Below are 18989 nucleotides of genomic sequence, written 5' to 3' on the forward strand. Positions count from 1 at the left end.
GGCGGGTCCTGTGAGACAATGATCGTGGCTGGAACCCGATCCACATCCGGATTCCGGTCCGGCGACTTTGTTCCCAAGACCGCCAATGATGAGCAGGGAGCTACGGATCCTCTGATCCGGGCTGTCCCGCAATGCCATTGGACGGCACCTGGTTGTGGCGTGTAGATCAACGGGTTTCAGAACAATTCCGCCGGCCCTCCAGGGCTGCCGCACCCCACTGCCGGTGCGAACCTGAGGGTATCCAATTGACTTCTGTCAATGCCTGCGGGTGTTGACAAATATTTGCCCCAACGGGTGCCGAATGTGGCGGCAGCCAGGGGCAGGAGTGTCGCCACATATGGATAATGACCAGGTTGTCACGGGCAACGAAGAAGCACTTGTTACCGCTACACGGACAGCTGACGCAGCGGCCGTAGCTACGCCGCCGAAGCGGCCGGTACGGACCCGCCGCAAGGCCCTTCCCAAGGCCGGTGCCGCAGCGGACGCTGCAGCGGACGCCGCAGTCACCGCCGAGGGTGCAGAGGCTCCGGCCGATGCAGCTCCTGCCGCCGAAGCCAAGGCCAAGGCGCCCGTCCGGCGCTCCCGGGCCCGCAAGGTCGCCGAACCGGCCGAACCCCTTCCCGCCTTCGCCCCGGAAACCGCGGCGCCCATCGCCGAGGCACCGGCAGCAGAGACTCCGGCTGCTGAGACGCCGGCCGCCGAGGCCGCCGAAGTGCCGGTCAAGAAGCCGGTCCGCCGCCGCGTCAGCCGCGCCAAGGCAGGTTCCCCCGTCGCGAAGACCCCCGCCGCGGAGGCTCCTGCTGTAGAAACTCCCGCCGCGAAGACTCCCGCCGCGGAGGCTCCCGCCGCGGAGGCTCCTGCTGCAGAGACTTCCGCCGTCGAAGCCCCCGCCGCGAAAGCGCCGGCCGCGGAAGAAGCTGTGGCAACGGAGACCGCCGCTGCCGCCCCCGCCGCTGACACGGCCGCCCCGGTAGCGGAGACGCCCGCCGAAGCACCTTCCGCCTCCTCGCTCTTCATGGAGCCCGGAGCGGTCACCTCCATGATTTTCCAGGCTCCCGACCTGGCCGCCGTCGTCCGCCCGGTCCCTGCCGCCGCCCCTGCCGCCGCGGCAGTGGCCGAAACGGAAGAAGAAGAAGGCGAAGAAGAGGGCGAGGGCGAAGATGCCGGAAGCCGCCGCCGCCGCCGCAGCCGGGGCCGCCGCGGACGCAGCAGCCGCGGTTCCGACGGCGAGACCGGCGCCGGGACCGACTCCGAAGACGCCGGGGAGGAAGCGGAAGAAGGCTCCGAGGAACAGCTCGAAGACGGCGTGACGTCGCGCCGCCGCCGTCGCCGCCGCCGTGGTGACCAGGACCTGGAACTGACCGGCGGGGAAGACAACGACCCGCCCAACACCGTGACCCGCGTCCGTGCGCCCCGCGCGGCCACCGAGGCGCCGGTCAACAACCGCGTCACGTCCCTCAAGGGCTCCACCCGGCTCGAGGCGAAGAAGCAGCGCCGCCGCGAATCCCGCGACACCGGCCGCCGCCGCACCGTCATCACCGAGGCCGAGTTCCTGGCCCGCCGCGAATCTGTCGACCGCCAGATGATCGTCCGCCAGCGCGACGACAGAATCCAGATCGGCGTCCTCGAGGACGGCGTCCTGGCCGAGCACTTCGTCTCCAAGACCCAGCAGGACTCCCTGATCGGCAACGTGTACCTGGGCAAGGTCCAGAACGTGCTGCCGTCGATGGAAGCCGCCTTCGTCGACATCGGGCGCGGCCGCAACGCCGTGCTCTACGCCGGTGAAGTCAACTGGGAGTCCGTCAACCTCGAGGGCAAGCAGCGCCGGATCGAAAACGCGCTGAAGTCCGGGGACTCCGTGCTCGTCCAGGTCACCAAGGACCCGGTCGGCCACAAGGGCGCCCGCCTCACGAGCCAGATCTCGCTGCCCGGCCGCTACCTCGTGTACGTTCCCGGCGGCTCCATGACCGGCATCTCCCGCAAGCTGCCCGACGTCGAACGCAACCGCCTGAAGCGGATCCTCAAGGACCGGCTGCCGGAAAGCGCCGGCGTCATTGTCCGCACCGCGGCCGAGGGCGCGTCCGAGGAAGAGCTCACGCACGACATCAACCGGCTCCGCGCGCAGTGGGAAGGCATCGAGGGCCAGTCGACCTCCACCAAGCTCCTCGCCCCCGAACTGCTCTACGGCGAACCCGATCTGACCATCAAGGTGGTCCGCGACGTCTTCAACGAGGACTTCTCCAAGCTGATCGTCTCCGGCGAGGAAGCCTGGGACACCATCGAGGCCTACGTCACCTATGTGGCGCCCGACCTCGTGGGCCGGCTGGAGAAGTGGACCAAGGACACGGACATCTTCGCGGCCTGGCGCATCGACGAGCAGATCCACAAGGCCCTGGACCGCAAGGTCTTCCTGCCCTCCGGCGGCTCCCTCGTGATCGACCGCACCGAGGCCATGACCGTGGTCGATGTCAACACCGGCAAATTCACCGGCAGCGGCGGAAACCTTGAGGAAACCGTCACCAAGAACAACCTCGAAGCAGCCGAGGAAGTCGTCCGGCAGCTCCGGCTCCGCGACATCGGCGGCATCATCGTCATCGACTTCATCGACATGGTGCTCGAGTCGAACCGCGACCTTGTGCTGCGCCGCATGGTCGAGTGCCTGGGCCGGGACCGGACCAAGCACCAGGTGGCCGAGGTGACCTCCCTGGGCCTCGTGCAGATGACGCGCAAGCGGATGGGCACCGGGCTGCTGGAAGTCTTCGGCGAACAGTGCGAAACCTGCGCCGGCCGCGGCATCGTCACCCACGACGAGCCCGTCGAGCACCGCCGCGCCAACGTTGTTGCCGCCGAGCACCACGTCCCGCGGACCGAGCACCAGCCTGCCGCGCGGACCGAACGCAAGAGCCGCCGCCGCGGCAGGGGAGGCCAGGGCGCGGAGGAACAGCCCATCCCGGCAGCAGTCCACCCCGAGCCCACCGAGGCCGAGCGCCACGCCAAGGCAGAGGCAACCCGTGCGGCGCTGGCGAACATCGCCGCAGCGGCGCACGCCGCGCACCTGCATGACGGGGAGGCCCCGACCGCAGCCGACGCCGAGACCCGCCAGGCGGCCGTCGATGCAGTCGTCGAGCTGGCCGCAACGGAAGAAGCAGCCGGACGCCCCGCCGCCGTGCTGACCTTCGGCGGCGAGCAGGTCGCCCTGCCGTTCGTCGAGCACGCCGACCAGGCGGGTTCGCCGGCGCTGACCCTGGACCTCCTGACAGAGGCGTTCGCCCAGCTTGGCGAGGCCGAAGCAGCCCAGGAACCGGCCGTCAAGGCCGCCGCAGCTGCGGCCCCGCCCCGGACCGCGGCGGCAGCCCCGGCGCGCGCCGGCGGAACCGGACCGGGACGCGCCCCGGCTGCGGGCTCCCAGACCGAAGCGGAAGCCGAGGCCGGGACCTCGCGTGCCCGCCGCGGCCGCCGCAACCGGAGCGCCAGCCGCGCCCAGGGTGCCGCCAACGAGACCTCGGTGGAACAGCGCAGGGAAACCCCGCACGCCGCAGCCGTATCGGTGCACGAGGCCAAGGTCCCGGCCGCAACGACGCCGGCCGCCAAGCCGGCCGCGAGCGAGCCGATCATCCTCGGAGTGGGCGTTCCGGCCTCGGAGCTCTAACCCCGGAACAGTGCAGCACGGCCGCGGGTGCGGTCCGGACCGCGTAGCAATACGCACAGGTTCGGGCCGTGCCCGCGACTTCGTTAAGGGATGCGGCTAGGCTGGATCCCTGACACGGGGTGCCGCGCATCGAGCCGGCTGAGATCCAGACCCGTTGAACCTGTCCGGCTAGCACCGGCGAAGGGATGTCTCTCTTGACCACCGCCTCCTCGTTTCTTCCGTCTGCCCCCTCCGCTGCGGCGCCCCGGATCCCTCGGGTGCTGGCCATCGCCGGCTCCGACCCCTCCGGCGGCGCAGGGATCCAGGCCGACCTCAAGAGCATTGCCGCACATGGCGGCTACGGCATGGCGGCCATCACCGCGCTCACTGCCCAGAACACCCGGGGCGTCAGCGCCGTCCACGTCCCGCCGGCGGCCTTCCTGACCGCCCAGCTCGACGCCCTCAGCCAGGACATCAGCATCGACGCCGTGAAGATCGGGATGCTGGGGGACGCCTCCGTGATCGACGCCGTCCGCAGCTGGCTGGAGAAGGCCCGCCCCGGCGTCGTGGTCCTGGATCCGGTGATGGTGGCAACAAGCGGCGACCGGCTGCTGCAGGAGACCGCAGAGGAGGCGCTGCACACGCTCCTGCCCTACGCGGACCTCATCACGCCCAACCTCGCCGAGCTCGCCATCCTGCTCAGGGAGCCGCCCGCCAAGGACTGGGCCGCGGCGCTGGAACAGGGCAAGCGGCTTGCCGCCCAAACCGGCACCACCGTCCTGGTGAAGGGCGGGCACCTCGACGGCGGCGCCGGCACCGGGGACAACCCCGCCTCCCACGGGGGGTGCCCCGATGCTCTGGTCAACACCGGCGGACTCCTCGCCCAGGACGTTGTGGTGGTGCCTGGGGAGCGGGTACCCACCCGCAACAGCCACGGCACCGGGTGTTCGCTGTCCTCGGCGATGGCCACGGTGCAAACCCGGGTGGGGGACTGGGAGGCTGCGCTCCGCGAGGTCAAGCCCTGGCTGCAGGAAGCACTGCGCAGCTCGGAGAGGCTCGACGTCGGGACCGGCAACGGCCCGGTCCACCATTTCCATCACGTCCAGCAGCAGACCGAGGACCATCGCAGGACGGGCAGGGTACCGGCCGAAGGGCAGTTCGCTGCCGCCCTCCGGGACGCCGCAACCGCCGACCTGACAGCGATCTACTCCCTGGGCTTCATCCGGGCCCTCGCCGACGGGTCGCTGCCGGAGCACGAGTTCGCCTACTACCTTTCCCAGGACGCCCTCTACCTGAACGGCTATTCCCGGGTCCTGGCCCGTGCCGCCGCCATCGCCCCCACAGAGGCCGAACAGCTCTTCTGGGCCCGCTCCGCGCAGAACTGCCTCGAAGTGGAGTCCGAGCTGCACCGGACCTGGCTGAGCACCCGCACGGCCGACGTGACACCGGGGCCGGTCACCAAGTCCTATGTGGACCACCTGCTGGCCGCTTCGGTTTCCGGCAGCTACGCGGTGCTGGTGGCCGCCGTGCTGCCGTGCTTCTGGCTTTACGCCGAGGTCGGGGAGACCCTGCACGCGCAGTTCCTCGCCGCGGGAGCGCCGGAGTCGCATCCCTACGCGGTGTGGCTGCGCACCTATGCCGATGAGGAGTTCGCCGCCGCCACCCGGCAGGCCGTCGCCTACACCGACGCGGCGGCACGGGCGGCGTCGGAGAGCGAACGGGACGCCATGACCCGGGCCTTCCGGCAGTCGGCCCGCTACGAAGTCGATTTCTTCGACGCGCCGCGGCTGCACGCCTGACCGGGCGAGACCGCGGAAGCCTGTACGATAGGTGGGCACGGTTCCGGAAGTCGTTGCGGCAAGGCTCTGTCCATACAGAGTGGCGCCTATCACGTACCTCCCTTCGGAACCAGCCTCATTTGCGGCCGAAGGCAAAATTAGCGTAGTCTAGATCTTCGGTGCTTACGCCAACACTTGGGTTATGACCTTGAGGATGTTCCACTTGAATTTAAGTGCGAATGTCCACGGGATAGCTCATGGGTCCCCCCGGGGAACCCACCGGCGTAGAGGCACAGCGTGAGCCGGACCAGAAACTTTGGACCCAGGTTCCGCACGCAAATCTAGTAATAAACGTCGAGAGAAGTGAGTTCCCCAGTGGTGTACGCGATTGTCCGCGCAGGCGGCCGCCAAGAGAAGGTTTCCGTTGGAGACTTCGTTACCCTGAACCGCGTCCCCGGTGGAGCCGGCAGCACCTTTGAGTTGCCCGCACTGCTCCTGGTGGATGGTGACAAGGTCACGTCTGCAGCTTCGGACCTGGCCAAGGTAAAGGTTACGGCTGAGATCCTTGAGGACCTTCGCGGTCCCAAGATCGTCATCCAGAAGTTCAAGAACAAGACCGGCTACAAGAAGCGCCAGGGTCACCGTCAGGAATTGACCAAGGTCAAGATCACCGGTATCAAGTAACTACTCGTTACTGTTCAGGTTTTCAGCAGATTCCCCAGAATTTTAAGGCAGGCATTTCCAAATGGCACATAAAAAAGGCGCGAGTTCCACTCGCAACGGTCGTGACTCGAACGCCCAGTACCTCGGCGTCAAGCGCTTCGGCGGCCAGGTAGTTTCCGCAGGCGAGATCATCGTCCGCCAGCGTGGCACCCACTTCCACCCGGGCGCCGGCGTTGGCCGCGGCGGCGACGACACCCTGTTCGCCCTGACCCCCGGCGCTGTCGAGTTCGGCACCCGCCGCGGTCGTCGCGTCGTGAACATTGTGACTGCTGCAGCTGCAGAGTAACAACAAGTCTTAAAACGGTGGGGCGGGCCATTAGGTCCGCTCCACCGGTGTTTTAACCGCATTACAATCAACTTGGGGCTCTTTGGAGTCCCGGGGAACAGCACTGAGGAGATCCACGTGGCCAGCTTTGTAGACCGGGTAGTACTGCACGTATCCGGCGGTACCGGCGGTCACGGTTGTGTCTCCGTTCACCGCGAGAAGTTCAAGCCGCTCGGCGGTCCCGACGGCGGCAACGGCGGCAACGGCGGCGACGTCATCCTGCGCGTCGACCCCCAGACGACCACCCTGCTGGACTACCACCACGCCCCGCACCGCCACGCCACCAACGGCGGCCCCGGCATGGGCGACTGGCGCGCAGGCAAGCACGGCGAAACGCTGATCCTCCCGGTCCCCGTCGGCACGGTCGTGAAGTCCAAGTCCGGCGAAGTCCTCGCCGACCTCGTGACCGAAGGCGCCGAATACGTCGCTGCTGCCGGCGGCATCGGCGGCCTCGGCAACGCCTCGCTCTCCTCGCAGAAGCGCCGTGCCCCGGGCTTCGCGCTGCTCGGCATCGAAGGCGAGTCCAGCGACGTCGTCCTGGAACTGAAGTCCATCGCGGACATCGCCCTTGTCGGCTTCCCGTCCGCCGGCAAATCCAGCCTCATCGCCGCGATGTCGGCCGCGCGGCCCAAGATCGCTGACTACCCCTTCACCACCCTCATCCCGAACCTCGGCGTCGTCCAGGCCGGCGACGTCCGGTTCACGATCGCCGACGTGCCGGGCCTGATCGAAGGCGCCAGCGAGGGCAAGGGCCTCGGCCACCACTTCCTGCGCCACGTCGAACGCTGCGCCGCCCTGGTGCATGTCCTGGACTGCGGCACGCTCGAATCGGACCGCGACCCGCTTTCCGACCTCGCCATCATCGAAGCCGAACTCGAGAAGTACGCGGTGGACATGAGCTACAGCGGCACCGACGGCGAAGTCGTTCCGCTGAACCACCGCCCCCGCCTGGTTGCCCTGAACAAGGTGGACCTGCCCGACGGCAAGGACATGGCCGAGTTCGTCCGGCCCGAACTCGAAGCCCGCGGCTACAAGGTCTTCGAGATCTCCGCCACCAGCCACGAGGGCCTCCGCCAGCTCGGCTTCGCCATGGGAGAAATCGTCCAGGCCGCCCGCGACGCCCTCGCCGCCGCGCCGCCGAAGGTGCACGCCCCGATCCTGAAGCCGCGCGCCGTGAACGAATCCGGCTTCAAGATCCGCCGTGAAGAGAAGAACCTCGAACCGCTGTTCCGCGTCCTGGGCGAGAAGCCCGTGCGCTGGGTCAAGCAGACCGACTTCACCAACGAGGAAGCGATCGGCTACCTCGCCGACCGCCTCGCCAAGCTGGGCGTCGAAAACGAACTCTTCAAGCAGGGCGCCGTGCCGGGCGACACGGTCGTCATCGGCGAGGACGACGGCGTCGTCTTCGACTGGGAGCCGACCATGATGGCCGGCGCCGAACTGCTGGCCGCACCGCGCGGCACCGACGTGCGCTTCGCCGACATCGGCGACCGCCCCACCCGCGGACAGAAGCGCGACGAGCAGGTCGAACGCCGCGAGGCCAAGGCCGCCGCCCGCGCCGAGCTCGAAGCCGAGCGCAAGGCCGGGATCTGGACCGAATCCGTCAGCGGTCGCCGGCCCAAGCCGCTCAAGGAGAGCGCACTGGGCGAAGAAAATGAGGAGTGAACCCGCAGACGTGAGTGCTAGTTCCGCAGTACTGATCGAGGAACCCGCCGACGACAGGAGCGTGCTGGCCCGGGCGCGCCGCATCGTGGTCAAGGTCGGATCCTCGTCGCTCACCAGCATCAAGGGCGGCATCTCCGAAGAAGCGCTCATCGCCCTGTCGGATGCCCTTGCCGTCAAGAGCAATGCCGGCATGGAAATCATCCTTGTGTCATCGGGTGCCATCGCCGCCGGACTGGCGCCGTTGGGACTGGCCAAGCGCCCCCGGGACCTGGCCACCCAGCAGGCCGCCGCAAGCGTGGGTCAGGGCCTCCTGATGGCCCGGTACACCCAGGCATTCGGAGCCCACGGTGTCACAGTCAGCCAGGTCCTGCTCACGGCAGATGACCTCATGAGGCGCAGCCACCATACCAACGCGTTCCGCGCCCTGAACAGGCTGCTTAATCTTGGCGTGGTCCCGGTGGTCAATGAAAACGACACCGTCGCCACGCACAAGATCCGCTTCGGCGACAACGATCGGCTCTCGGCCCTCGTGGCCCATCTGGTCCGCGCCGATGCCCTGGTGCTGTTGTCCGACGTCGACTCGCTCTACGACGGGCCGCCGTCGAAGGGCGCCAAGCGGATTCCCCGGGTGGACGGCCCCGAGGACCTCGAAGGTGTCTCCATCGGCGCGCCGGGCAAGGCGGGAGTCGGAACCGGCGGAATGCAGACCAAAGTCGAGGCGGCCATCATGGCGGCCGACTCCGGTATCCCCGCGATGGTCACGTCGACAGCCAACGTGTCAGCGGCCCTGGCCGGCGAGGACGTCGGGACCTGGTTCACGGTGAACGGCGCACGCAAGCCGGTGCGGATGATGTGGCTCGCCCACCTCGCACACGTGCAGGGCCGGCTGGTCCTCGACGACGGCGCCGTCAGGGCCGTGCGCGACCGCCATACCTCGCTGCTCCCGGCCGGGATCTCGGCCGTGGAAGGTACTTTTGAAGCAGGGGACGCCGTGGAAATGGTCGCCGCGGACGGCACCGTCATTGCCCGCGGTCTGGTCAACTATTCCGCCGCCGAGCTGCCGCAGATGCTGGGCCGCTCCACGGTGGAACTCGGTGAGTCGCTGGGACGCGGATTTGACCGTGAGGTTGTTCATGTAGACGATCTGGTGCTGGTTTAGCAGGCGTGCCCGCCTAGACTTGAAGGATGACTGAGGCACTGATTCCCCAAGCTCCTGAGACTCCCAACGATGCCAGGCAGGCAGCGCCGATGCCCGAGCTGAAGAATATCCGTCCTTCAACCGCCGACGTCGAAGCTGCCGTCCACGCCATCGCCGACCGCTCCCGCCAGGCCGCCCGCAGTATGTCCCGCGCCAACCGGGCCTGGAAGGACCGCGGGCTCCGTGCCATCGCGGCCGCGCTGCTGGAGCGCAGGGCCCAGATCCTGGCCGCCAATTCCACGGACGTCGCCGCTGGGAAAGCCAACGGCACGTCTGCGGCCATGCTGGACCGGCTCACCCTCACGGAAACCCGCATCCAGGGCCTCGCCGACGCCCTGGAGAACCTCGCCAACCTGCCTGATCCGGTCGGCAACGTCGTGCGTGGCCAGACCCTCCCCAACGGGCTGCGGCTGCGCCAGGTCAACGTGCCCCTGGGCGTCGTCGCCGCCATCTATGAGGCGCGCCCCAACGTGACCGTCGATATCGCCGGACTCGGCCTGAAAAGCGGCAATGCTGTCATCCTGCGCGGCGGGACGGCGGCTGCCGCCACCAACGCCGCCCTCGTCACCGTGCTCCGCGACGCCCTCGAATCAGTGGGCCTGCCCGCCGACGCCGTGCAGAGCGTCGACCAGTACGGCCGCGAAGGCGCCAATGCCCTGATGCGCGCCCGCGGACGCGTCGACGTCCTGATTCCCCGCGGCGGCCGCGATCTGATCCAGTCCGTCGTCGCCAACGCCAAGGTTCCCGTGATCGAGACCGGCGAGGGCAACGTGCACATCTTCCTGGACGCCTCGGCGGATGAGCACATGGCCGTGGAGATCCTGCTGAACGCCAAAACCCAGCGGCCCAGTGTCTGCAATACCGTCGAAACGCTGCTGGTCCACTCCGCGTCGACCGTGCTGCCGGCCGTCGCCTCGGCCCTGCGCGCCGCCGGCGTCACCCTGCACGCCGACGAACGGATCCGCGCCGCGCTCCCGGCCTCGGTCGATTCGGTCCCCGCCACCGACGTGGACTGGGCCACCGAGTACATGGACCTGGACCTCGCCGTGGCGATGGTGGACAGCCTGGACGACGCCGTCAGGCACATCCGCACCTGGTCCACCGGCCACACCGAAGCCATCCTGACCAATGACCTCGCCAACGCCGAACGCTTCATTGCGGAGATTGATTCGGCCGCCGTGATCGTCAACGCCTCCACCCGGTTCACCGACGGCGGCGAACTCGGCCTGGGCGCCGAGGTGGGCATCTCGACCCAGAAGCTGCACGCCCGCGGCCCCATGGGGTTGACGGAACTGACCACCACCAAGTGGATCGTCCAGGGCGAAGGCCAGATCAGGGCCTAGCAACGCTGTAACATGGAACAGAAGTCCGAAACGGCGGGGATACCCGCCGTCGTCAAAATTTGAACTCACTAGGGGAGAACATGCTGTCGCAGCAGATCGCCACAATCGTCGCCGCCGCCGCCGGCGGAACAGGCCACGAGGAACTCGCACCAATTATTGCGCCGCCGTTCGTCATTGGCGCCATCATGTTCGCGCTCCTCATGGTCCTGCTGTTCATCACGCTGTCCTACTCCAACCTTGGCAAGCGCCACGCAGCCGTCGAGGAGCACGCGGACCCGCACCGCCAGCACCCGAACAAGCACGATCACGGCCAAGGGCACTAATATTTCCGCCATCGGGAAGCAGCGCGGCGCCCAGCGCCGCCTGCGTCTGGGTGTGATGGGTGGCACGTTCGATCCCATCCACCACGGCCACCTTGTCGCGGCCAGCGAGGTCGCGGCCAAGTTCAACTTGGATGAAGTGGTCTTCGTGCCCACGGGCCAGCCCTGGCAGAAGATGAGTAAAAAAGTCAGCGAGGCCGAGCACCGCTACCTCATGACCGTCATCGCCACGGCCTCGAACCCCCGGTTCACCGTCAGCAGGGTGGACGTGGACCGGCCCGGGCCGACGTACACCATCGACACCCTCCGGGACCTGCACACGCTGCGTCCGGACGCAGACCTGTTCTTCATCACCGGCGCCGACGCCCTGGCGCAGATCCTGTCCTGGAAGGACATCGACGAGCTGTGGTCCCTCGCGCACTTCGTCGGGGTCACCCGTCCCGGCCACGTCCTGGACGGGATGGGCCGCAAGGATGTCAGCCTGCTCGAGGTTCCCGCCATGGCGATCTCCTCAACCGACTGCCGCACCCGGGTGGCAGCCGGGAACCCCGTTTGGTACCTCGTTCCCGACGGCGTGGTCCAGTACATCGCCAAGTACGGACTATACGGCGGTGACCCGGACGGCGGTGACCCCAACGGCGGGGACACTTCCGCCGGCAATGGCGCCGCACGCTATGACCGCAGCACCGAGTTAGTCCAACCCGCCAGCACCGAATGAGTTTGCAATGAGTCAGGAACAGCCACCAATCCGCAGCCGTCGCGAACTGCGACAGGCCAGAGATGAACGCCTGGAAGCGAACCAGCAGACCGGAACCCCGGGTCCCGGTGCGTTTCGTCCTGCCTTGAATGACCCTGCCTCAAAAGACTCTGCCTCGAATCACACCGCCTCGAAAGAGGCTGCTGCGCCCGCTGCTGCCGGGAAAAACCCTGTCAACCCGGCTCCCGACAACCCGGCTCCCGCCGGCACGCCCACCGCCGGCCCGCCGCGCGCTGGCTTGGTGGACCCCGGCGAGCCCACCGCAGCCGAAGTGACCGGCCGCCGTCGGATTCCCGGCCCCGCGGACGCGATCCGCAGCGCCCCCGGCTCCGAGCGGTCCTCGCAGGTCCGCGCCCGGGACCGCGCCACCCTGCGCACCATCAAGGAACTTGCCGAAAAAGAAGGCCATCTCGCCGGCGGCGGGCCTCCCACCCGGCGCCAGCTCCGGCTGCTGCAGCTGGCCGCCGAAACGGCCCCGGCAACCTCCGCCAACCTGATCGTTCCCGCCTCGCCGCGGACCCGAGCCACCCCGGTCGTTCCCCGACCCGGCAAGGGGCCGGCTGCGCAGCCGGGCGTTTCGCCTTCCCCGGCTTCTGCTGCCAGCGCTAAAACCCCCGGGCAGACGGCCGGCGGCGCCCCCGCCGTCCCGGCCGGCCAGGGTCCCGAGGGCATGACCGTGGAACAGGCACTGGCCGCCCGGGAACTCCTGGCCCAGCAGGCGAAGAACCAGCTGGCCAAAATGGACCACATCAACGCGACCGACCCCGACGCCGTCGACCCGGACGTGCTCGCGGAGCAGATCGCCCTGGCCGAGCGGGCCGCCGTGCTGAACCGCCGGGCCGCCGCCAAGCAGAAGCTGGCCGAGCAGAACAGCAAGCCCGAGCCAGCACGGAATGATCCGACCACCGCCAACAACCTGGCCATGGTCACCCCCCTGGAATTCGTCCAGATCCCCGGCGTGGAGCGGCCCGTCATGAAGCGCCCTGCCACGTCCTACGTTCCGGTGGTCACCAATTCGGGTCCCCGGGTTGAGTCGCCCCGGAAGTCCGGCAAGCGCCGTCCGGCGCCTTCCCGCCAGCGAGGTGCAGGCTCCACGGCCGGCCGCGCCGAAGTGCTGGCCCGCGCCGAGGCCGCCGCCCTGGCCGCCGCTGCCCCTGAGGCATCAGCTCCGCCCGCCGCCTCCGCCCCTGGGGGATCAGCGCATCCCGCAGCGGCGAACACCGCCCCGGCCCGGTCCGAAGAAGACTTGGCCGGCAGGGCACCCGTCGCGGCGAATGCCGCGTACGGCCTCGACCCTCTGGACGCGGCCACCGCCGGCCTCGGCAGGGCACGGCGTCTGCGCATCGTGCAGGTGGCGGTGCTGGCCCTTGGCCTGATTGCACTGATCGCCGGCATCACGCTGATCATCACCGGCCTCTCCGGCTAGCTGCCCCGTACGGGCCGCTTCCCTGGCAAGCGGCCTCTCCACGCATTTCCACACACAAGCATTTCCACACACAAGCTTTTTCACCCAACAAGGAGTCCCGTGACTGCAACAGAATCATCCATCGCCACAGCCCGCCACGCCGCCCGAGCCGCCGCGGAGAAACTCGCCGAGGACATCATCGCGATGGACGTCAGCGAGCGTCTGGCACTGGCCGACATCTTCCTGATCGCTTCGGCACCGTCCGAGCGCCAGGTCAACGCCATCGTCGACGGCATCGAGGAGGAACTCTCCAAGTTCGATCTCAAGCCGATCCGCCGCGAAGGGCGCTCCGGCGGCCGCTGGGTCCTGCTGGACTACGGCGACATCGTCATCCACGTCCAGCACGAGGAAGACCGGGTCTTCTACGCGCTGGAGCGCCTCTGGAAGGACTGCCCCGTCGTGGACCTGCAGCTCGGGGACGACACCTCGGCAAAGGCAGCGGCCGCAGCCGATTCGGAGTAACAGCCGACAGGCAAAAGCGGAATATGCCCGATTTGGAATTTTCCGAAAGGCTGTTCTAAGATATTTGAGTTGCTTCGGAGAGATCCGGACAAAGAGCCGGAGCCGAAAGCGTTAGCTGGAGGGTTCGGAGCAACGAAAATTCGGGGCTGTGGCGCAGCTGGTAGCGCACCTGCATGGCATGCAGGGGGTCAGGGGTTCGAGTCCCCTCAGCTCCACCGGATGATCCGCCGGAATCGAAAGATTCCGGCGGATTTTTTTCGGTCCGGTACCAGGCGCCGGAAAAAGCCGGTGTCCCGGGGCGTTTGTCCCGGACCGGCGCGCCGATTCGCGTGAACCGGAATTGTGGTTTAAGATAAACAGGTTGCTTCAGGGAATACGGTCCTTCACGGGACGGTTCTCCCCGGCAAATTCGGGGCTGTGGCGCAGCTGGTAGCGCACCTGCATGGCATGCAGGGGGTCAGGGGTTCGAGTCCCCTCAGCTCCACCGAAGAGGTCCTGCTCATTGAGCAGGGCCTCCTTTTTTGTTGCGGGTTTTGTTGCGAGAGTCTTGCGGAGCCCCGCCGCCCGGGCAGCGGGTCCGTGCGGGCCCGCAGCCGATCACCTGCCGGTTCGCCGGCTTTCCCGCCAGGCCTGCCACGCGCCTGTGGACCACAGGGCCCACAGCACCAGCAGCGGCTGGAAGAGCAGGCGGATTCCACGGCTCAGGTCCGAATTGAGGCCAAACGAATTGGTGCCCGTGGCGAACTGCGAGATGTTGCCCGGGAAGACCGCCACGAAGAAGGCGGCAACAATCCAGCCGAGGGCCACCCGGCGCCGCCTGAGCAGCAGCAGGCCCACGCCGAGGGCGATCTCCACCAGCCCGGACGCGACCACGACGAAGTCCCTGTCCAGCGGCAGCCAGGGCGGCACCTGCGCATAGAAGGCCTCCCGGTTCCAGCTGAGGTGGCTGACGCCGGCCAGGACCAGGAACCCGCCCAGCAGCAGCCGGCCCGCGGTCCGCCAGCCGCTGCGCAGCCTGGAACCGCCGTGGTGGGACTGAACAGGGGTTTCGGCCATGAGGCGCCGCCTTCGCTGGGGAGAGGCCAGCTTAGCAATGCAGCTGCGCGGGCCCCGGCCCTGCCCGCTCGACTAATATTGGGGGCGTGAATGAGACCCTGCCCCCGTGCCCCGAATGCTCCAGCGAATACACCTACGAGATGGGGGCCCTCCTGGTCTGCCCGGAGTGCGCGCATGAGTGGTCACCGGTCCGGGAGGCAGAGGCCGGCGACCAGGAACCAAAACCGATCAAGGACGCCGTGGGCAACATCCTCGCCGACGGGGACACCGTCACGGTCATCAAAGACCTCAAAATCAAGGGCAGCTCCACCGTGATCAAGGTCGGCACCAAGGTCCGGGGCATCCGGCTGGTCGACGGCGTCGGAGACCACGACATCGACTGCAAGGTCGACGGCGTCGGTCCCATGCAGCTGAAATCCAGCGTGGTCAAGAAGATCTGACCGGCATGTCCGCAGGGATCGAGGGCGGGGTCCGGTCCGCCGACGTCGTGGTCATCGGCGCCGGCCAGGCCGGGCTCTCCGCCGCCTACCACCTGCAGCGCCGGGGCTTTGCCCCGGCCGGGACCGGCCCGGGAGACCGGGAACCGGCCGGCGGCCCGGCCCACAGCTACATCGTCCTCGACGCGGAAGACGGCCCCGGCGGGGCCTGGCGCCACCGCTGGAAGAGCCTGCTGATGGCCACCGTGAACGGCATCAGCGACCTGCCCGGCATCCCGCAACCCGACGTCGACCCGAGGGAAGCCAGCTCAAGCTTCCTGACCCGCTACTTCGGGGGCTACGAAGACCAACTCGCGCTGGCCATCGAACGACCCGTCAGGGCCCGGGCCGTCTCCCGGGAGGACAAAAACCCGGGCGGCCGGCTGCGGATCACCACCTCCCGCGGCGACTGGTCCGCGCGGGCCATCATCAACGCCACCGGCACCTGGACCCGCCCGTTCTGGCCGATCTACCCGGGCCAGGCCAGCTTCGCCGGGCGGCAGCTGCACGTCGCGGACTACGTCTCCGCCGAGGAATTCCGCGGCCGGCACGTGATCGTGGTCGGCGGCGGCATCTCCGCCGTCGGGCTGCTCGATGAAATCTCCCGCGTTACCAGCACCAGCTGGTTTACCCGCCGGGAGCCCGTCTGGCGGGACGCCGCCTTCGACCGGAAGGCCGGGCACGTCGCCGTCGCCCTTGTCGAGGAACGCGTGCGGCAGGGACTCCCGCCGCAAAGCGTCGTCGCCGTCACCGGCCTGATCTGGACCCCGGCGCTGCGCGCAGCCGCCGCCCGCGGCGTGCTGGAGCGCCAGCCCATGTTCAGCGCCATCGAGGCCGGGGGAGTGCGGCTGGCCGACGGCGGCTTCCTCGCAGCCGACGTGGTCCTCTGGGCCACGGGCTTCCGGGCCGAGCTCGAACACCTCGCCCCGCTGCACCTGCGCGGCCCAGGCGGAGGTATCGCCATGGACGGCACCCGGGTGGCCGCGGAACCGCGCGTCCATCTGGTGGGCTACGGGCCGTCCTCGTCCACGATCGGCGCCAACCGGGCCGGCCGGGCGGCTGTTGCGGGCACCCTGCAATTTTTCCGGGAGCAGGCCAAATTGCGGGGACAGGACAAATCGCGGGAGCAGGACAAATCGCTGGAACAGGATAAATTGGCAGGGGCCCCTCAACCTCCGGGCCCGGACACCCTGACTCATTAAAGGCGGCAGCTCGCGCGTGGCGGACAACGATCTTGAATCCCTCTTCTGGCGGCTGAGCCGGTTCCCGGATGTGGAAGCGGCCAACCTGCAGGCCTGGGACGCCACGGACAAGCTGCTCCTGGACACCGCCGTGGAGCTGCCCGCCACCGGATTCCTCCGCCCCGGCAGCCGGCTCGCCATTGTGGGGGACCGTTACGGTGCGCTGACCCTCGGGGCCCTTGCGCTCCGCGCCCGCCGCCCCGGCACCGCCGGTCCCGCCGGGGCTACCGGTCCCGCCGGGGCTACCCCCGACGCCGGCAACACCTTGACCGACCCGGTCCGTGTGCACCAGGACCTCATCACCGGCGAGCGTGCCCTCCGCCACAACGCCGGCAGGCTGGGTGTCACCGGCGGCTTCGAACAGTTTCCGCTCGGCGCCGGGCTCCTGGCCGGGGCCACCCTGGTGCTCGTCCAGCTGCCCAAGTCCCTCGCGGAGCTGGAGGAGATCGCCGACGCCATCGCCCGGCACGCCGACCCCGAGGTCGTGGTGCTGGCCGGCGGCCGGGTCAAACACATGAGCCTGGGCATGAATGCCGTGCTCGCGCGGCACTTCAGCGAGGTCCAGCCGCAGCGGGCCCGGCAAAAATCCCGGATCCTGCTGGCCCGCGGCCCCCGGCCGGCCACCGGCGCCCCGCCGTTCCCCGTCGCCGTAGACAACACCGAGCTGGGGCTGACCGTGTGCGCCCGCGGCGCTGTGTTTGCCGGCACCGGGCTGGACATCGGCACCCGGTTCCTGCTGGAGTTCCTGCCCCAGATGCCGCCGGCGCGGCACGCAATCGACCTGGGCTGCGGCACCGGGATCCTCGCGGCCATGTACGCCCGCCGCAATCCGGGCTCCCGGGTCACGGCCACCGACCAGTCCGCGGCCGCCGTGGACTCCGCCAGGGCGACGGCGGCAGCCAACGGCCTGGCCGCGCAGATCACCGTCCTCCAGGACGATGCCATGGGCCTGCTGCCTGCCGGTGACGCCGACCTGGTCCTGCTTAACCCGCCTTTCCACGTCGGCGCTGCGGTGCACGCCGGGGCCGGCCTCAAACTCATTGAGGCGGCCGGACGGGTCCTCGCGCCCGGCGGGGAGCTCTGGACGGTGTTCAACAGCCACCTGCATTACCAGCCCGCGCTGCAGCGCCTGATCGGCCCGACCCGTGAGGTTGGCAGGAACCCTAAATTCACGGTGACGGCAAGCGCCCGAGAATCCGCTGAACTATGAAGCTAGCGTGTGTGCGGCCGCAGGGGCGTAACGTACGATTCTGAGATAAGCATTACGTAGCCAAAGACGTTTAGGGGTATCAGTGACTGAGATCCGCCAGCCCTCGCCGAGGCGCGGAACCAATTTGCCCCGAATGGGGGACTTCAACCTCACGGTGATCCTCGACGCCATCAGGCGTTCCCCCGCCGGCCTGAGCCGGGTCGAGCTGGCCCAGATCGTCGGGCTGTCCCCGCAGACGATCTCCAACATCTCCCGCCGCCTGTTGGACCAGGACCTCATCTATGAGGCTGGCAAGGAAGGCACCGGACCGGGCAAGCCACGGACCATGCTCCGGCTCAATTCCTCCGGAATGTACGCCGTGGGCGTTCATCTGGATCCGGCCGTGACCACGTTCGTGGTGCTGGACCTGGTCGGGGCGGTGGTCAAGCATTCGCGGATCAAAACCCCGGCCGGCACCGACGCGGGGGCCGTCATTGAGACCATCGCCGCCGAAATCAAGCAGATTATCTCGGATTCCGGCGTCGACCCGGCGAGGATCGCCGGCCTGGGGATCGCCTCCCCCGGACCGATCGACCTCGAGGAGGGCACCGTCGTCGACCCTCCGCTCCTGCTCGGCTGGGACCGTGTGCCGCTCCGCGACGCCCTGGCCGCGGCCACCGGCCTGTCCACGATCGTGGACAAGGACGTGACCAGTGCCGCCGTGGCGGAGACCTGGGCGGGCGGCCCCAGCGGCGCGGGCAGCTTCATCTTTATGTACATGGGCACCGGAATCGGCTGCGGAATCGTGCTCAACGACGAGGTGGTGCGCGGCACGTCGGGGAACGCCGGTGAAATCGGGCATATCATCGTTGATCCGGACGGCGCGCCCTGCGACTGCGGACTGCGCGGCTGCATCAAGTCCACCTGCATCCCCCAGGCGCTGGTGGCCCAGGCCGTCGAAGCCGGGGTGCTGGACGGACCGCTCGCGAAAGTGACCGGCCCAGCCCTCCAGGAGAGCTTCCTCGCACTGTGTGCCGCCGCCGGCGCCGGCGACGCCAGGGCAATGCAGATCATCGACCACTCCGCCGTGCTGGTTGCCCGCGCCGTCTCGACCGTCACCAACGCCCTGGACGTGGACCGCGTGGTCTTCGGCGGGCCGTTCTGGACCTGCCTCTCGGGGCGCTACCTGGAACGGATCCCGGAGCTGGTCCGGGAAGGCAGCGCCACCCGGAAGATCCATGAGATCGAGGTGGTCGGCACCGGCGTCGGCGAGGATGTCGGCGCGGTCGGAGCCGCTTGCCTGGTGCTGGAGCACACGCTGGCACCCCGCTCCCAGCGTCTCCTGCTGGGAGACTAGGGCCGG

16 protein-coding genes, 2 tRNA genes and 1 riboswitch are annotated in these 18989 nt (G+C 68.6%); of the genes, 17 read left to right on the forward strand and 1 reads right to left on the reverse strand.

All coding sequences use genetic code 11. From position 1 onward, the window contains the following. The first annotated feature begins 337 nt into the window (after window positions 1-337). From AC1MFL_RS17145 to AC1MFL_RS17205, 13 genes are all read left to right on the forward strand, one after another. Entirely contained in the window at window positions 338-3649 is a 3312-nt protein-coding gene (locus AC1MFL_RS17145; protein WP_479811376.1) for an Rne/Rng family ribonuclease, read from the forward strand. Window positions 3650-3754: 105 nt separating this feature from the next. Next, a riboswitch (TPP riboswitch) is annotated at window positions 3755-3852 on the forward strand. Continuing rightward, entirely contained in the window at window positions 3835-5427 is a 1593-nt protein-coding gene (locus tag AC1MFL_RS17150) for a bifunctional hydroxymethylpyrimidine kinase/phosphomethylpyrimidine kinase (protein WP_479811378.1), read from the forward strand. It overlaps the preceding riboswitch by 18 nt. A 354-nt stretch (window positions 5428-5781) precedes the next feature. Further along, window positions 5782-6090 (forward strand): 50S ribosomal protein L21, encoded by a 309-nt coding sequence (gene rplU, locus AC1MFL_RS17155; protein ID WP_024368343.1) that lies wholly within the window; start codon window positions 5782-5784, stop codon window positions 6088-6090. A 61-nt stretch (window positions 6091-6151) separates the two neighbouring features. After that, complete coding sequence (gene rpmA / locus AC1MFL_RS17160; protein ID WP_120949928.1) at window positions 6152-6415, forward strand: 50S ribosomal protein L27; 264 nt, start codon at window positions 6152-6154, stop codon at window positions 6413-6415. A gap of 117 nt (window positions 6416-6532) precedes the next feature. Then, window positions 6533-8119, forward strand: coding sequence for a GTPase ObgE (gene obgE, locus AC1MFL_RS17165; protein WP_301230200.1), 1587 nt, complete (start codon window positions 6533-6535; stop codon window positions 8117-8119). Beyond that, on the forward strand, window positions 8109-9278 hold the full coding sequence (proB, locus tag AC1MFL_RS17170) for a glutamate 5-kinase (RefSeq protein WP_479811380.1): 1170 nt from the start codon (window positions 8109-8111) through the stop codon (window positions 9276-9278). The genes obgE and proB overlap by 11 nt, the downstream gene beginning before the upstream one ends. Window positions 9279-9367: 89 nt before the next feature. After that, window positions 9368-10660: a glutamate-5-semialdehyde dehydrogenase gene (locus tag AC1MFL_RS17175; protein ID WP_479815539.1), complete on the forward strand. Its 1293-nt coding sequence runs from the start codon at window positions 9368-9370 to the stop codon at window positions 10658-10660. 80 nt (window positions 10661-10740) lie between these two features. Beyond that, a complete protein-coding gene (locus tag AC1MFL_RS17180) occupies window positions 10741-10983 on the forward strand; it encodes a hypothetical protein (RefSeq protein WP_479811382.1) in 243 nt (80 codons plus the stop codon). A gap of 55 nt (window positions 10984-11038) precedes the next feature. Next, window positions 11039-11698 (forward strand): nicotinate-nucleotide adenylyltransferase, encoded by a 660-nt coding sequence (nadD, locus tag AC1MFL_RS17185; protein ID WP_479815541.1) that lies wholly within the window; start codon window positions 11039-11041, stop codon window positions 11696-11698. A gap of 7 nt (window positions 11699-11705) precedes the next feature. After that, on the forward strand, window positions 11706-13163 hold the full coding sequence (locus AC1MFL_RS17190; protein WP_479811384.1) for a hypothetical protein: 1458 nt from the start codon (window positions 11706-11708) through the stop codon (window positions 13161-13163). Window positions 13164-13262: 99 nt separating this feature from the next. Further along, window positions 13263-13664, forward strand: coding sequence for a ribosome silencing factor (gene rsfS / locus AC1MFL_RS17195; RefSeq protein WP_226759703.1), 402 nt, complete (start codon window positions 13263-13265; stop codon window positions 13662-13664). Between the two features lie 142 nt (window positions 13665-13806). Continuing rightward, window positions 13807-13879: transfer RNA gene (locus AC1MFL_RS17200), tRNA-Ala, on the forward strand. A 196-nt stretch (window positions 13880-14075) separates the two neighbouring features. After that, window positions 14076-14148, forward strand: a tRNA-Ala gene (locus AC1MFL_RS17205). Window positions 14149-14261: 113 nt separating this feature from the next. Here the strand turns inward: AC1MFL_RS17205 and AC1MFL_RS17210 are convergent. Beyond that, window positions 14262-14720: a DoxX family protein gene (locus AC1MFL_RS17210; RefSeq protein ID WP_479811386.1), complete on the reverse strand. Its 459-nt coding sequence runs from the start codon at window positions 14718-14720 to the stop codon at window positions 14262-14264. A gap of 86 nt (window positions 14721-14806) precedes the next feature. Here AC1MFL_RS17210 and AC1MFL_RS17215 point away from each other — a divergent pair, with 86 nt between their 5' ends. The 4 genes from AC1MFL_RS17215 to AC1MFL_RS17230 all read left to right on the forward strand — a co-directional run bounded on the left by AC1MFL_RS17215 (window position 14807) and on the right by AC1MFL_RS17230 (window position 18983). Further along, window positions 14807-15160, forward strand: a complete 354-nt coding sequence (locus tag AC1MFL_RS17215) for a zinc ribbon domain-containing protein YjdM (protein ID WP_479811388.1) — start codon at window positions 14807-14809, stop codon at window positions 15158-15160. Window positions 15161-15165: 5 nt separating this feature from the next. Next, window positions 15166-16398, forward strand: coding sequence for an FAD-dependent oxidoreductase (locus tag AC1MFL_RS17220; protein ID WP_479811390.1), 1233 nt, complete (start codon window positions 15166-15168; stop codon window positions 16396-16398). 16 nt (window positions 16399-16414) lie between these two features. After that, window positions 16415-17647 (forward strand): class I SAM-dependent methyltransferase, encoded by a 1233-nt coding sequence (locus AC1MFL_RS17225; RefSeq protein WP_479811392.1) that lies wholly within the window; start codon window positions 16415-16417, stop codon window positions 17645-17647. A gap of 133 nt (window positions 17648-17780) precedes the next feature. After that, entirely contained in the window at window positions 17781-18983 is a 1203-nt protein-coding gene (locus AC1MFL_RS17230) for an ROK family transcriptional regulator (protein ID WP_479811394.1), read from the forward strand. The last annotated feature ends 6 nt before the right edge of the window (window positions 18984-18989 follow it).

Source organism: Arthrobacter sp. BG3 (assembly GCF_056680185.1).